This is a genomic window from Nonomuraea sp. NPDC049421, assembly GCF_040677005.1.
GTDB lineage: Bacteria > Actinomycetota > Actinomycetes > Streptosporangiales > Streptosporangiaceae > Nonomuraea > Nonomuraea salmonea.
In genome coordinates this window covers 129,464-142,471 of record NZ_JBFAQA010000027.1, presented here as the reverse complement: position 1 = coordinate 142,471, position 13,008 = coordinate 129,464, and the positions used below count along the sequence as shown (strand labels likewise).

General features: G+C 71.0%; 15 protein-coding genes. 8 read left to right on the top strand and 7 right to left on the bottom strand.

What is annotated here, in order from left to right; translation table 11 throughout:
- The first annotated feature begins 5 nt into the window (after window positions 1-5).
- Genes AB0K18_RS36780 through AB0K18_RS36770 form a run of 3 tightly spaced genes read left to right on the top strand, consistent with a single transcriptional unit; the run spans window position 6 to window position 2,927 of the window.
- A complete protein-coding gene (locus tag AB0K18_RS36780; protein WP_364924169.1) occupies window positions 6-884 on the top strand; it encodes an amidohydrolase family protein in 879 nt (292 codons plus the stop codon).
- Window positions 881-1,339: a MaoC family dehydratase gene (locus AB0K18_RS36775; protein WP_364924089.1), complete on the top strand. Its 459-nt coding sequence runs from the start codon at window positions 881-883 to the stop codon at window positions 1,337-1,339. The genes AB0K18_RS36780 and AB0K18_RS36775 overlap by 4 nt, the downstream gene beginning before the upstream one ends.
- 43 nt (window positions 1,340-1,382) lie before the next feature.
- Window positions 1,383-2,927 (top strand): long-chain fatty acid--CoA ligase, encoded by a 1,545-nt coding sequence (locus AB0K18_RS36770; RefSeq protein WP_364924086.1) that lies wholly within the window; start codon window positions 1,383-1,385, stop codon window positions 2,925-2,927.
- Here the strand turns inward: AB0K18_RS36770 and AB0K18_RS36765 are convergent.
- Complete coding sequence (locus tag AB0K18_RS36765) at window positions 2,887-3,459, bottom strand: TetR family transcriptional regulator (RefSeq protein ID WP_364924084.1); 573 nt, start codon at window positions 3,457-3,459, stop codon at window positions 2,887-2,889. The genes AB0K18_RS36770 and AB0K18_RS36765 overlap by 41 nt on opposite strands.
- An 84-nt stretch (window positions 3,460-3,543) precedes the next feature.
- Here AB0K18_RS36765 and AB0K18_RS36760 point away from each other — a divergent pair, with 84 nt between their 5' ends.
- The gene (locus AB0K18_RS36760; protein ID WP_364924081.1) at window positions 3,544-4,341 is read left to right on the top strand and encodes an SDR family NAD(P)-dependent oxidoreductase; all 798 of its coding nucleotides are present in this window, start codon (window positions 3,544-3,546) and stop codon (window positions 4,339-4,341) included.
- A 6-nt stretch (window positions 4,342-4,347) separates the two neighbouring features.
- On the opposite strand, the gene AB0K18_RS36755 is transcribed toward AB0K18_RS36760, so the two are convergent.
- Entirely contained in the window at window positions 4,348-5,307 is a 960-nt protein-coding gene (locus tag AB0K18_RS36755; protein ID WP_364924078.1) for a hypothetical protein, read from the bottom strand.
- A 151-nt stretch (window positions 5,308-5,458) separates the two neighbouring features.
- Between AB0K18_RS36755 and AB0K18_RS36750 the strand changes: the two genes are divergently transcribed.
- Together AB0K18_RS36750 and AB0K18_RS36745 are read left to right on the top strand one after the other, a co-directional pair.
- Window positions 5,459-5,977: a pyridoxamine 5'-phosphate oxidase family protein gene (locus AB0K18_RS36750; protein ID WP_364924076.1), complete on the top strand. Its 519-nt coding sequence runs from the start codon at window positions 5,459-5,461 to the stop codon at window positions 5,975-5,977.
- A 52-nt stretch (window positions 5,978-6,029) separates the two neighbouring features.
- Window positions 6,030-6,968, top strand: a complete 939-nt coding sequence (locus AB0K18_RS36745) for a hypothetical protein (RefSeq protein ID WP_364924073.1) — start codon at window positions 6,030-6,032, stop codon at window positions 6,966-6,968.
- A 7-nt stretch (window positions 6,969-6,975) separates the two neighbouring features.
- Here the strand turns inward: AB0K18_RS36745 and AB0K18_RS36740 are convergent, their stop codons facing one another.
- The 3 genes from AB0K18_RS36740 to AB0K18_RS36730 all read right to left on the bottom strand — a co-directional run bounded on the left by AB0K18_RS36740 (window position 6,976) and on the right by AB0K18_RS36730 (window position 9,884).
- Window positions 6,976-7,806 (bottom strand): ChbG/HpnK family deacetylase, encoded by an 831-nt coding sequence (locus tag AB0K18_RS36740; protein ID WP_364924070.1) that lies wholly within the window; start codon window positions 7,804-7,806, stop codon window positions 6,976-6,978.
- Window positions 7,803-9,176, bottom strand: a complete 1,374-nt coding sequence (locus AB0K18_RS36735) for an MFS transporter (protein ID WP_364924067.1) — start codon at window positions 9,174-9,176, stop codon at window positions 7,803-7,805. The genes AB0K18_RS36740 and AB0K18_RS36735 overlap by 4 nt, the downstream gene beginning before the upstream one ends.
- Before the next feature lie 312 nt (window positions 9,177-9,488).
- A complete protein-coding gene (locus tag AB0K18_RS36730) occupies window positions 9,489-9,884 on the bottom strand; it encodes a hypothetical protein (protein WP_364381526.1) in 396 nt (131 codons plus the stop codon).
- 376 nt (window positions 9,885-10,260) lie between these two features.
- On the opposite strand from AB0K18_RS36730, the gene AB0K18_RS36725 reads away from it, so the two are divergent.
- Window positions 10,261-10,650 carry an STAS domain-containing protein gene (locus AB0K18_RS36725; protein ID WP_364924064.1) on the top strand — a complete coding sequence of 130 codons (390 nt, stop codon included), beginning with the start codon at window positions 10,261-10,263 and terminating at the stop codon, window positions 10,648-10,650.
- Window positions 10,651-10,665: 15 nt separating this feature from the next.
- Here AB0K18_RS36725 and AB0K18_RS36720 read toward each other — a convergent pair whose 3' ends face one another.
- The gene (locus AB0K18_RS36720) at window positions 10,666-10,998 is read right to left on the bottom strand and encodes a helix-turn-helix domain-containing protein (protein ID WP_364924061.1); all 333 of its coding nucleotides are present in this window, start codon (window positions 10,996-10,998) and stop codon (window positions 10,666-10,668) included.
- Between the two features lie 145 nt (window positions 10,999-11,143).
- Between AB0K18_RS36720 and AB0K18_RS36715 the strand changes: the two genes are divergently transcribed.
- Complete coding sequence (locus AB0K18_RS36715) at window positions 11,144-11,566, top strand: STAS domain-containing protein (protein ID WP_364924059.1); 423 nt, start codon at window positions 11,144-11,146, stop codon at window positions 11,564-11,566.
- A 120-nt stretch (window positions 11,567-11,686) separates the two neighbouring features.
- On the opposite strand, the gene AB0K18_RS36710 is transcribed toward AB0K18_RS36715, so the two are convergent.
- Window positions 11,687-12,985, bottom strand: coding sequence for a lysine N(6)-hydroxylase/L-ornithine N(5)-oxygenase family protein (locus AB0K18_RS36710; protein WP_364924056.1), 1,299 nt, complete (start codon window positions 12,983-12,985; stop codon window positions 11,687-11,689).
- Between the last annotated feature and the right edge of the window lie 23 nt (window positions 12,986-13,008).

Below are 13,008 nucleotides of genomic sequence, written 5' to 3'. Positions count from 1 at the left end.
CGGCCATGGACGTCGCCGGCCTGGTCGCGATCGACGTGCACACCCACGCCGAGATCTCCAAGGACGGCCACCGCTCGCTCAGCCCCGAGCTGTTCGGCGCCTCCGAGGAGTACTTCAAGGCCCACGGCCACCGGCAGCCGACGATCGCCGAGACGGCCGCGTACTACCGGGAGCGGAAGATGGCCGCGGTGGTGTTCACCGTGGACGCCGAGCACGCCACCGGGCACCCGCGCATCGCGAACGAGGAGGTCGCCGAGGGCTGCGCCGAGCACGCCGACGTGCTGATCCCGTTCGCCAGCGTCGATCCGTGGAAGGGCAGAGCGGGGGTGCGCGAGGCGCGGCGGCTGGTCAACGACCATGGCGTGCGCGGCTTCAAGTTCCATCCCAGCATTCAGGGCTTCTCCCCCAACGACCCCATGGCCTACCCGCTGTACGAGGCCATCGAGGAGCTGGGCGTGCCCGCCCTGTTCCACACCGGGCAGACCGGCATCGGCGCGGGCGTGCCAGGCGGAGGCGGCATCCGGCTCAGGTACAGCAACCCGCTGCTGGTGGACGACGTGGCCGTGGACTTCCCCGAGCTGCGGATCATCCTCGCCCACCCCTCGTTCCCCTGGCAGGACGAGGCGCTCGCGGTCGCCACGCACAAGCCGTACGTCTACATCGACCTGTCCGGCTGGTCGCCGAAGTACTTCCCGCCGCAGCTCGTCAGGTACGCCAACTCGCTGCTGAAGGACAAGGTGCTCTTCGGCTCCGACTACCCCGTGATCACCCCGGACCGCTGGCTGAGCGACTTCGACAAGCTCGAGATCAAGCCCGAGGTCCGCCCGAAGATCCTCAAGGACAACGCCGCCCGCCTGCTCGGCTTGAAGGAGAACGCCCAATGACGACCACCGCGCACGGACTGACGGAGCTCAAGGCCCTGGCCGGCAAGGACCTCGGCCACAGCGCCTGGCTGGACATCTCCCAGGACCGCGTCAACACCTTCGCCGACGCCACGAACGACCACCAGTGGATCCACGTCGATCCGGTCAGGGCCGCGGACGGGCCGTTCGGCGGGACGATCGCGCACGGCTATCTGACGCTGGCACTGCTCATCCCGCTGTTCACCGAGCTGCTCGACATCCAGGGCGTCAAGATGAGCATCAACTACGGCCTGGACAAGGTGCGTTTCCCCAGCCCGGTCAAGGTGGGCGCGCGGGTGCGGCTGGGCGCGGTCGTCGCCTCCGTCGAGGACGTCCCGAACGACGGCGTGCAGATGCACCTCGACTTCAAGGTCGAGATCGAGGGCTCGGACCGGCCGGCCTGCGTCGCCCGCGCCATCTACCGCCACTACGCCTGACCCGCCGATCCTCGTCGATCCCCCCTCGCCGACAGGAGGCCCCATGCGCAACACCGGACTGGGAGGCTGGCCCGCCCGCCGGGCCATGATGACGCCGGAGCGGACCGCGTTCGTCTTCGACGGCCGTTCCGTCACCTACGCCGAGGTCCACGACAGGACGACGCGGCTGGCGTCCCAGCTGCGCGCCTCAGGAGTGGGGGCGGGTGACCGGGTCGCCTACCTCGGGCGTAACCATCCGGCCTTCGTCGAGACGATGTTCGCCGCGCACCTGCTCGGCGCGATCTTCGTACCGCTGAACTTCCGGCTGGCGGCGCCCGAGGTGGCGTACATGCTGGACCATTCGGGCGCGGAGACGCTGATCTACGCGCCCGAGTGCGCCGACGTCGTCCACGCCCTGCAGGACGGGCCGCGGCGGCGGGTCGCGCTCGGCGAGGGGCAGTACGAGAGCTGGCTCGTTCAGGGCGACCCCACCCCGGTCGACACGCCCGTGGACCTCGACGACCCGGCGCTCATCCTCTACACCTCGGGCACGACGGGCCGGCCCAAGGGCGCCACGCTCACCCACGGCAACCTGGTGTGGAACTGCTTCAACCTGCTGCTCGGCGTGGACGTCACCAGCGACGAGACGACGCTGATCAGCGCGCCGCTGTTCCACGTCGCGGCCCTGAACCAGACGCTGCTGCCGACCTTCCTCAAGGGCGGCCGCTCGGTGATCATGCCGTCATGGGAGGTGGACGCGTGCTACGACCTCATCGAGAAGCACGGCGTCACCTGGATGTTCGGGGTGACCACGATGTTCGCCGCGTTCGCCGGCTCGCCCCGGTGGGCCGGGGCCGACCTGTCGTCGCTGCGGCACCTCATGGCGGGCGGGGCGTCGGTGCCGGCCGCGCTGATCCGCACGTACCAGGAGCGCGGGCTGGTGTTCTGCCAGGGCTACGGGCTCACCGAGACCGCTCCAGGCGCCACCTTCCTGGAGGCCGACCAGAGCGTGCGCAAGGTGGGGTCGGCGGGTGTGCCGGTGTTCTTCTCGGACGTCCGGGTCGTACGGCCGGACGGCACCGACGCGGCGGCCGGGGAGCCGGGCGAGGTGCTCATCCAGGGTCCGAACGTCACCCCCGGCTACTGGCGCGACCCCGAGGCGACCAGGGCCGCGTTCTCCGACGGCTGGTTCCACTCCGGCGACCTCGCCATGCTGGACGAGGACGGTCATCTGTACGTGGTGGATCGGGTGAAGGACATGTTCATCTCGGGCGGGGAGAACGTCTACCCGGCCGAGGTGGAGGCGGCGATCTTCGAGCACCCGGCGGTCGCCGAGGTGGCCGTGCTCGGCGTGCCGGACGCCAAGTGGGGCGAGGCCGGCCGCGCGTTCCTTGTGCTGCGTCCCGGGGCGCACGTCACGGCCGGTGAGCTGCGGGACTTCCTGCGCCCGCGCCTGGCCGCGTACAAGATCCCCGCCCATGTCGAGGTCGTGGACGAGCTGCCGAAGACCGGCTCCGGCAAGATCCACAAACCCCGCCTGCGCGGCTTCCCGCTGCCCGCCGGCGCCCTCAGGCCAGGACCTGGAGGAGGTCACGGATCCGGCGGGTGAGGTCGTCGGGGCCGGCGTCCTTGAGCGCGTCCGTGCCGATGACGCTGCGCATCAGCCACACCCCCGCCTGCAGGGCCAGCATCAGCTCGGCCCGCACCGCCGCCCCCTCCCCCGCCAGCTCCTCGGTGAGGTGCCTGCCGGGGTGCCGGGCGATCGCCGCCCGCATGATCTCCGCCGCCCTGGGGTCGGCCGCCGACCTCAGCATGAGCAGGAACGGCCCCAGCTCGTCCGCGCCGGGCGCGGTCCGCGCCACCAGCGTGCGCGCGGTCTCCCCCGCCAGCTCGGCACCGGTGCCGGAGATCACCGTACGCGGCGCGAAGGCCGCGTCCACCGCCTCGGCGAACAGCTGCTCCTTCGACCCGAAGTAGCGGTTGATGAGCATCGCGGTCACGCCCGCGTTCGCGGCGATGTCGCGGACGCCCACGCCGGCGTAACCGTGCGCGGTGAAGGCGGCGATGGCGGCCTCCAGGATCGCCTGCCGGGTGGCGGCGGCGTCGCGCCGGCGTTTCACGGGTGTCTCGGGAGCCATCATGTCTACAACCGTATACTATGTCGTAGTCTACGACTGTAGACATCGTGTGTGCCCTGGTCAGAAGGGCACGATCTGAGGAGCACCATGGAACTCCACCTGACAGGCAGGCGCGCCCTCGTCACCGGCTCCAGCTCGGGGCTCGGCGCGGCCATCGCCACCGCCCTGGCCGCCGAGGGCGCCGGGGTCGTCGTGCACGGGCGCGACGCGGCGCGTACCGAGGCGGTCGCCGCCACCATCAGGGCCGCGGGAGGCAGCGCCGACGTGGCCGTCGGTGACCTCGCCACCGACGAGGGGGCCGATGCCACGGCCGCCGCCGCGCTGGCGGGCGGGCCGATCGACGTCCTGGTCAACAACGCCGGCTCCTACCCGCACCGGGGCTGGGAGGCCACGGCCGAGGAGTGGCGGCGGACGTACGAGGTGAACGTCGTCTCCGGCGTCCGCATGATCCAGCGCCTGCTCCCCGGCATGCGCGAGCGCGGGTGGGGGCGGGTCGTCCAGATCGGCGGCGGGCTGGCCCTGCAGCCGGGCGCCGATCTGCCGCACTACACCGCCACTCTGGCCGCCCGCCACAACCTCGCGGTGTCGCTCGCGCGTGAGCTCGCGGGGACCGGGGTCACGTCCAACACGGTCGCGCCCGGCGCCATCCTGGTCGACTCCGTCCAGCGCCTGCTCACCGATCTCGCGCCCGCGCGGGGGTGGGGTGAGACGTGGGCGGAGATCGAACGCAACGCCATCGCCGACCTGGTGCCCAACGACGCCGGCCGCCTGGGGCGTCCCGAGGAGATCGCCGCCGCCGTGCTCTACTTGTGCGGCCCGCTCGCCGACTACGTCACGGGCACCACGCTCCGGGTGGACGGCGGCACGATCCGCGGCGTCCACTGACCCCGGTCAGGAGATCAGGCCGAAGCCCTTGATCGCGCGGGTGAAGTGCCCGCTCAGCTCGTCGTCGATGCGCCCGGATGCGTCGGCGGTGAGCAGGTCGGCTGCGGGGGCGGTGGTGGCGGTGGTGGTGGTGGCCGAGGCGCGGATCTCCGTGGCGGTGGCCCCGCGCAGGGCCGCCGCCTGGACCGGGGCGAGGTATCTGCCGTCGCGGAGCAGGTCGTCGAGGTCGGCCAGGTCGGCGTCCGTGGCGACGCGGCGTACGCGCTGGAGCTCCTCGCTCGCGGTGTCTCCACGGCTCGCCTGGACGAGGCGGGTCAGCGCCCACTCCAGGAACAGCACCGGCACGCCGATCACCCTGCCCAGCCCGCGCCCCATCGAGCCCATGCCGGAGTAGGCGCCGGACGGGGCTCCGACCGAGCCGACCGCGGCACCGATGCGGGTGTAGACGTCGGACCTGCCCGGCGCCTCCTCGCCCTGCAGCAGCGACTCGCGCCAGACGGCCAGCGTGGTGAGCGCGCCGCCGACGATCCGGCCGTCGTCGGGCTCCGAGGCGTACGCCCTGGCCAGCAGCACCACCCGCTGCCTGGCCGACGACACGAGCCACGGCGGCAGCCCGATGAGCAGCACGCGGCGGCGTCCTGCCCGCATGACCTCGGTGGTCACGGCGAGGTCCCGCACGGCCAGCACCGCAGGAGGCGTCATCCCCATCGCGCGGGCCACCCGTTCCGCGGTCGCGTACAGTTCGGGCGCGGCGGAGCGGCCGAGCGGCTCGGCGTCGGCGGGCAGGCGGCGCGCCCTGGGCAGCAGCAGCACGCCGATCCCGATCAGCACGGAGCCGACCAGCCAGAAGGCCGCGAGGTGGGCGTTCATCCAGATGATCCAGCAGCCCAGCACTATGAACGCCAGGGTCAGCGCGTGGACGAGGAGCGATAAGAGCAGCGCCGCCGCGCTGGAGACCCGCCGCATACGACCGCGCTCCCCCCTCCGGGCTGGATGGCGCGATTAGATCAGGGCTGCGATCATCACGCCGGGAAACACGACACAAGGTGTCGGCTTTTCGGGTGAACATGGTCTTATCGGTCCGCGAACCGCGGCCTTCACATAGGTAAGGACTCTCATGCGCGAAACACCGGAAGACCTTCAGCAACTCCAGGATCTGCTCGACGCCTCGCTGTCCCGCTCCACCTCGCATCTCCAGTCGATCGTCACCGACCGGACCCTCACGGCGGAGCAGCTCACCCAGGTCCTCACGGGCATGTGCACGCTGGCCCTGTCCACCGTGACGGCCAAGGGCGAGCCGCGGATCAGCGGCGCGGACGGGCACTTCCTGCGCGGCAGGTGGCACTTCGGCACGGCGCGCACCGCCGCCAAGGCACGCCACCTCGCGGCCCGCCCGACCGCCAGCGTGGCGCACATGCGGGGCGAGGACCTGGGCGTGTTCACGCACGGCACGGTGGAGATCCTCAACCCTGAGGACGGTGAGCCCGCCGCGGACTGGCCCGACCTGCTGGCGTACTTCAAGGACTTCTACGGCGCCGACGCCTTCGACTGGGAGAACGAGGTCGTCTACTACCGGCTGCACCCGCGCTGGATGACCGTCTTCGCGCCGGACTTCGGCAAGCTCACGGCGACCTGACCCGTCCGATATGTTCTCTCCGACATGTCCGTAATTTCGGATTGGGGGGCGCATGTCGGTACGCCGGACGGTGCTGGGCCTGGCCGTGGTCGCCGGCCTGGCCGGGTGCGGGACGCTGCCGCCGCCGGTCCCCGGGCTGGCCCGGCCGTCCGCCGTGGCGAAGGCCACCTCCTCGCCGGCCACCCCACCGCCCAGCCCCAGCCCCGGCCCCAGCACGCCCCCCACCCCCTCCCCCAGCAGGCCGGCGCTGACCGCCGCGCAGGCCGGGCAGGAGCTGCGGCAGTGGCTGGGCACGTACAACAAGACCATCAAGAAGGCGAAGTGGTGGCGGAAGAACAGCACGCTGGACGCGCTGTTCGTGGAGGGGGCCCTGCACGAAGGCGTGCTCGAACGCAACCACGAGGACTTCGGGCAGAAGCCGGAGCACCGGCCGATCAACGTCCAGGGCACGCCGGTGATCTACCTGCCGCGGCCGGAGAACCAGCCGGACAACGACGAGTGGTTCATGGCGCAGGCGACGTACAAGGACGTCAAGGGGCACGTCCGCGCGCACCTGCTGGCCTTCCTGCGCACCGGCGGCGAGCCCTTCAGGCTGGCCGTCGTGACCCCGGTGCACTGGGGGCAGCGCGTGCCGAAGCCGAAGCTGGACGCGGACGGCTACATCACCGACATCGGTGACGACATGGCCCGCGCGGTGGCGCTGGAGTACCAGAACTTCTGGAACCACGAGAAGAAGGAGGGCGCCTCCGGCTACCGGCTGGCCAAGGACAGCTTCAGCCGCAAGGCGTTCCCCGAGGTCTACAAGGGCCTGTACGTCGCCTTCCGCGGCCGCAGCTCGGTCTACGGCTTCCGTACGGCCGACGGCGGCTCGCTGTTCCTGTTCGCCATGCTGAACAAGCCGCAGAGCGTCAACCAGGTGCTGAGCGAGGCGCTGTTCGTGCCCAAGGGCAGCAGGACGATCCAGGAGCTGGGCGCGAACTGGTTCTCCTGAGGCCGGCTCAGCTCCACCAGCCGGGGACGACCTCGACGTCCTCGCGTTCGAGCGCCGCGTGCCAGACCGGGTCGCGCAGCAGCCGCGCCTCCCACGTGCGCACGATGCCGTCGGGGCCGGTGACGGCGTCCTCGCGGGAGGGGTGCAGGAACAGCTCGCTGGTGCCCTCCGGCAGGGCGGCGAGCCGGCGCAGGTAGTCGTCGCGGAGCCGTTCGTACGAGCCGAGGTCGGCGGCCGTGCCGCGGTTGGTGGCGATCGTCTCCGGCAGCGCGACGCCGAGCGCGTCGGCCAGCGCGATCGCGCTCTCGTGCGCGGCGGCGAGCGGCGGCGGCAGGGGCCCGCCGATGTACGGCGCGGGGTCGCGGGGCAACCGGAAGGCCAGGCCGTGGCGGGCGCACCAGTGCAGCGACTCGGCGAGGAACGACCTGCCGTGCAGGCCGTAGAGGGTGCCGGCGTGGGAGTCGGCCGCCACGGGCGCGAGGTCGTGCGCGCGCATCCAGCGCAGCTGGGCGTCGGCCTCGCGGAGCACGTCGTCGGCCTGGCCGCGGGCGGCGAAGGCGAAGGGGTCGTCGCTGAGCGTCCCGTCGGCGTCGGCGATGCTCGCGGCGCCGTTGAGCGGCCGCCAGCGCGGCACCCCGCGTTCGCTGGTCAGCGTGACGTGCAGGCGCGGCAGCACGCCCAGCTCGCGCACCCGGCACGCGGCCCGCTCGGCCTCGGGTGAGACGCAGATGAGGGTGGTGGCGCTGACGTGGCCCTCGGCGAGCAGGCCGGCGATGACCTCGGTCGTGCCGGGCTCGCGGCCGAGGTCGTCGGCGGTGATGACCAGGCGGCGGCTCATCGCGGCTGCTCCATGGCCGGCGCGCCGTCGGTGCCGGGCGGCTGCTGCTCGGCCGGCGTCTCGATCGGTACGGAGATGAAGCGGGCCGCGACCGCGCCGATGGCGGTCAGCACGAACGGATAGACGCACAGGTAGATGCGGAACGCCAGCCCGGGGTCGCCGCCCGGGTCGTCGCCCGAGTTGTAGCCGAAGAACACGCCGAGCGAGGTGAGAGCGAGCCCGGTGACGACGCCGTTGAGCCGGGAGAAGAAGCCGAACGCCGACAGGAAGAGCCCTTCGCGGTGCTCGCCGTTGCGTGCCGCGTCGGCGTCGAGGACGCGCGCGACGATGAGGTCGTTGGTGGCCAGCATGCCCGACCAGCCGGCGCCGACCAGCACGCCCGCGGCGATCGCGGTGACGAGGTCGGTGGCGAGGAAGAGACCGGCGAAGCTGACGGCGAGCACGGCGAAGGCGAGCCGCCAGGTCCACAGCGCGCCGCGCAGGGCGACGACCCGCGTCCATGCGACCAGGCCGCCCGCCGAGACGAGGATGACGATCCCTTGCAGGTAGAGCGCGTGGCCGACGGGCAGGCCGAGCGAGTAGCGCACGTACAGCTGGATGCCCGACAGCACGAGCGCCATCGCGATGCCGTAGCAGGCGCCGGTCAGGCCGACCGTCCAGAACAGCCGGTTGCGCAGGATCGACCCGACGCTGCGCAGCAGCATCGGGCGTTCGCGGGTGGCGTAGCGGGGGTTCTCGCGGGCGCCGAGCGCCATGAACACGATCACCGCGACCGCGATGACGCCGTAGATGATCGCCGTGGTACGGAAGCCCTGGGTGGAGGTCTCGGTGCCGAACACCTGCGTCGTCAGCACCGGCGTGACCGCCAGCGAGATCACCAGCGCGACGAGCTGGAAGCCCTGGCGCAGGCTGTTGGCCACGGCCCGCTCACGCTCGCGCGGGTAGAGCTCGGGCAGCAGCGCGCCGTAGTTCGCGTTGAGCATCGAGTCGAAAGCCTCGCACAAGATGGCGAACACCGCGAACCACAGCAGCAGGCCCATGCCCTCCAGCGACTCCGGCGCCGAGAAGAACGCGATCATGCAGGCCGCCAGCATCGGCGCGCCGACCAGCAGCCAGGGGCGGCGGCGGCCGAAGCGGGTGCGGGTGCGGTCGGACAGGTGGCCGAGGACCGGGTTGTCGATGGCGTCGATGACCGCGTAGATGACCATGACCACGCCGTAGGCGCGTACGTCGAGCCCGAGGATGTCGACGTAGAACAGGATCATCGATCCCTTGATCATGTTGATCGGGATGGAGGTGCCGAACATTCCGATGGCGTAGCGCCAGGCGGGAGTCCGTCCCGGGGAGGGGGCCGGGCCGGGGAGGGACACGCGATCACCTTCTCTGCCGTCGCGACTGCGGCACCGGTGCGCCGCACGGCGTCACCTTCGCAGGGCGAGGCGAACGGCGGGTGAGGCGCGGGGGTGCCGGACGTCGACGGACAGTGTCGCGCGCGGGGATCGCGGGCAGGTCACGGAATCAGCCCTGACGCTGCCGGGGCACTACCGGGGCACTACCGGGGTGCTGCCTGGGTGCTGCCTGGGTGCTGCCTGGGTGCTGCTGAGGTGCTGCCGTGATGCCGCCCGGACGCGCGAGCGCCGCCGTGGGCCCGTTGTGGGGCTCCGCGGCGGCGCGCGCTCCGGTCAGATGGCCAGCAGGTCGAATCCCCCGTTGGCGAGCTGCCCCGTGTTGGTGTCGTACACGGTGACGGTGATGGTGTTGTGCCGGTAGCACGTCGTGGACGGGTTACGGTAGGCGATGTTCGGCAGCCTCCGCGGTTCGCGCGGAGTGAGCTGGATGAGCGTGTGGGGCGCGGACACCGAGTGATCGAGCTGGACGCAGTACCTGCCAGTGCCCGCCCGCCACGACCGCACGACGTTCGTCCCGTTGTTGAGGCTGCCGTCGGAGTTGATGATGGCCGCGGCGGAGTCGTAGAAGTCCGCCGGGCTCTGGGATTCGGCGAGCGCGGGAGACGCCGCTGCCGTGATGAGACCGGCGACCGTCAGAGCGAAAGCGCCTGACACAGTACGACGGAGCATGTGTTTTCCTTTCGATCGCGTCCCGATAGGAAGCAAGAAAGAAAGTAAGTCCGCGTGTGCCGGGACGCCGCTCGCCACCCCGACAAAGATGATCAAGAAACCTTGGCGGTTCGTAAGAGAACCCGTGACCAAGCCGCGAGTGGCATCCGTTCCCCACAAGCGTCACAGGCGAATCCATGGGGAATCACGGCGACGGTAAAAGAACGTTTCCGGGTTCCCCCTTTTTGCCCCCGCGAGCCATTCGCGCCCTGATTCGGCGGCCATTCCGGCTGTCCCGGGAATTTCGTCTCCTTTACGTGTCCTCCGACCTCTGTACGCCCGTCCCCCACGCCGTTACCGTAGGGCTGCGAACTTCTCGTGGTGGGGGAGGATGCCCGTGCCGGAACTGACGTTCGCCACGCAGCGGCTTCCGGGGGTGAGCGTGATCTCCGTGGCGGGCGAGATCGACGCCGCAACGGCCGTCCTGCTCGACCGTCATCTGCGCGCCACCCGCCGGGCGCCCCATGAGCACCTGGTCATCGACCTCAGCGACGCCCACTTCCTGGGCAGCGCGGGGCTGCGGGTGCTGCTCAACACCCATGCCTTCGCCCGCCAGCACGGCGGCACCCTGCGCCTGGCGGCGCCGCATCCCCGGCTGGCGGCCATGATGCGGATCACCCGCGCGCACACGGTCCTGCACGTGCACGACACCGTCGAAGAAGCCGTACTGGCCGCCCTGCGCCTGCCCGCCCCGGTGACGCGGCCGGCCATCGAGGCGGCCCCTTGACGCCTCAGGCCGGGGTCACTCGATGACCTTCTCCGGCTCCGAGCTCACCAGGTCGTGCTGGGTGAACATGTCGATGAGGAGGCGGACGGGCAGGGCGGCCTCGGTCGGGTAGCGGAAGCGGGCTTCGGGATTGAGACTGTACTCGTTGCGCCGCCCCACGCGGTCGATGGTGACGTAGCCGGCTTGCTGGAGGTCGGAGACGATGCCCTGGACGGCGCGCTCGGTGATGCCGATGCCCGCGGCGATGTCGCGGACGCGGGCGCGCGGGTTGCGGGCGATCTCCACCAGCACGCGGGCGTGGTTGGTCAGGAAGGTCCAGGAGCCGGACCGATTGCTGGACGTGCTCACGAAAACTCAAGTTGTACCAGACAAGAGCACGTCAGGTGCGCCGGGTCAGGAAGATCACACGAAAAGTGCTTCCGGCATTGGTATTCGGGCATTATGCTTCAGCTCCAGAGAAGGACGTCAGATCGACCATGACCGGGAGGACGCCATGCACCTTCACATCGCCCACCGGCCTGGCGACGGCCTTGAACCCGCCGCGTCACCCCTGACCCTCGACTCCCGGCGGCACGACGCCGGCCTGGTGATCACCGTGCTGGGCGAGGTGGACATGACGAACGCCGCCCTGCTGGAGGAGTACGTCCGCGAGCAGGCGGCACCCGGTGAGCGCGTGGTGCTCGACGTGACCATGCTCACGTTCATGGACAGCAACGGCCTGCGCGCCTGCGAGAGCCTGCACAACGCCCTGCGCGACGGCGGCGGTTCGCTCCGCCTGACGGGCGTCCACGGCGTGCTGGTCCGGCTGCTGGAGATCACCGGCCTGTGGGAGGTCCTGGACATCCACGGGGGCCCGGCCGGCGACGCGCCGGCGACGAAGGCGCGCAGGAAACCGAGCGCGCCTGGGACGGAGTGACGCCGAGCGGGCGCAGCGCCTGAGCGAGCAGCCGGTTGCCTTCGCGCTGGGCGGTCAGGATGAGGTAGCGCAGCTCCTCAGCGGGCCGCATGCGCCACCTCGTCCACCAGGAACGCCGCGCTACACCAGTGATCGCACCCGGGCGTGGGCAGGGGCGTGGAGGTGGTCGGTCAGGGAGGCGGCGATCTCGCCTACGCGGACGGCGGTGTTCGAGAGGAGGGTCGAGGTGAGGCCGTGGGTGTGTTCGCTGGCGCCCTGGACGTAGATTCCGCAGCGCAGTTCGGGTGAGGTGGCGATGCGGTAGTCGCGGCCGAGGCGGACGCCGCCGCCGGGGAGGCGCTCGCACAGCCCGCCGGTCTCGCCGAGGAGGGTGAGCGGGTCGGTGGGGCGGTAGCCGGTGGCGTAGACGAGGACGTCGGCATCCAGCAGGGTGCGCTCGCCGGTGGGCAGGAACTCGACCGTGACGCGCAGGCCGCTGGAGTCGTTCTCGACGCCGGCCAGGCGGGAGGCGTTGAAGATCCGCAGCCGCTCCTTGCCCTGCACCCTCTCCTGGTAGTGGCGGCGGTAGAGCTCGTCGATGAGCTCCAGGTCCACGACGGAGTAGTTGGTGGAGGCGTGGTACGCGCGCAGGCGCTCCTTCACCTCGCCCGGGGCGGTGTAGAAGTGGTCGACGGCCTCGGGGTCGAAGATGCGGTTGGCGAACGAGCTGTCGTCGGCGGGCGTGTAGCCGTACTTGGCGAAGACGGCGCAGACCTCGGCGGCGGGGAAGGCTCCGTGCAGGTGGCCCGCCACCTCGGCGGCGCTCTGCCCGGCCCCCACCACGACGAACCTGCGCGGGTCGCGCAGCGTGGGCAGCTTGGCGAGCAACTCCTCGCTGTGCCAGACGCGCTCGTCGCTCACGATGCCGTCGGGCAGGACGGGCTCGAGGCCGGCGGCGAGCACGAGGTTGCGGGCGCGGCGGGTGACGAGCGTGCCGTCGCCCTGCCGGGCCACCACGTCGAGGAACTCGATGGCGCCGTCCGCTTCGACGGGGGTGACGGCGACGACTTCCGCGGCGTACTCGACCTGGCCGGTGAAACGCGCTGCTGCCCATTCGAGGTAGTCGTGGAATTCCAGCCGGGACGGGAACATCGTCTTGTGGTTGATGAAGTCGAGCAACCGGCCTTTTTCCCGCAAGTAGCACAGGAAACTGAACTCGCTGGCCGGGTTGCGCATGGTGACCAGGTCCTTCAAGAACGAGACCTGCATGGTCGTGCCTTCGATGAGCATGCCGCGATGCCAGCCGAAGGCGGGCTGTTTCTCCAGGAAGACCGCGTCGACCCCGTCACCGTGACGCTCTTTGAGCGCGATGGCCAGGGCCAGGTTGGAGGGCCCGAAGCCGATGCCAATGAGGTCGTGGACGTGCTGCTCCGCTGACATGGAGGCCTTTCTGGACGACCGAA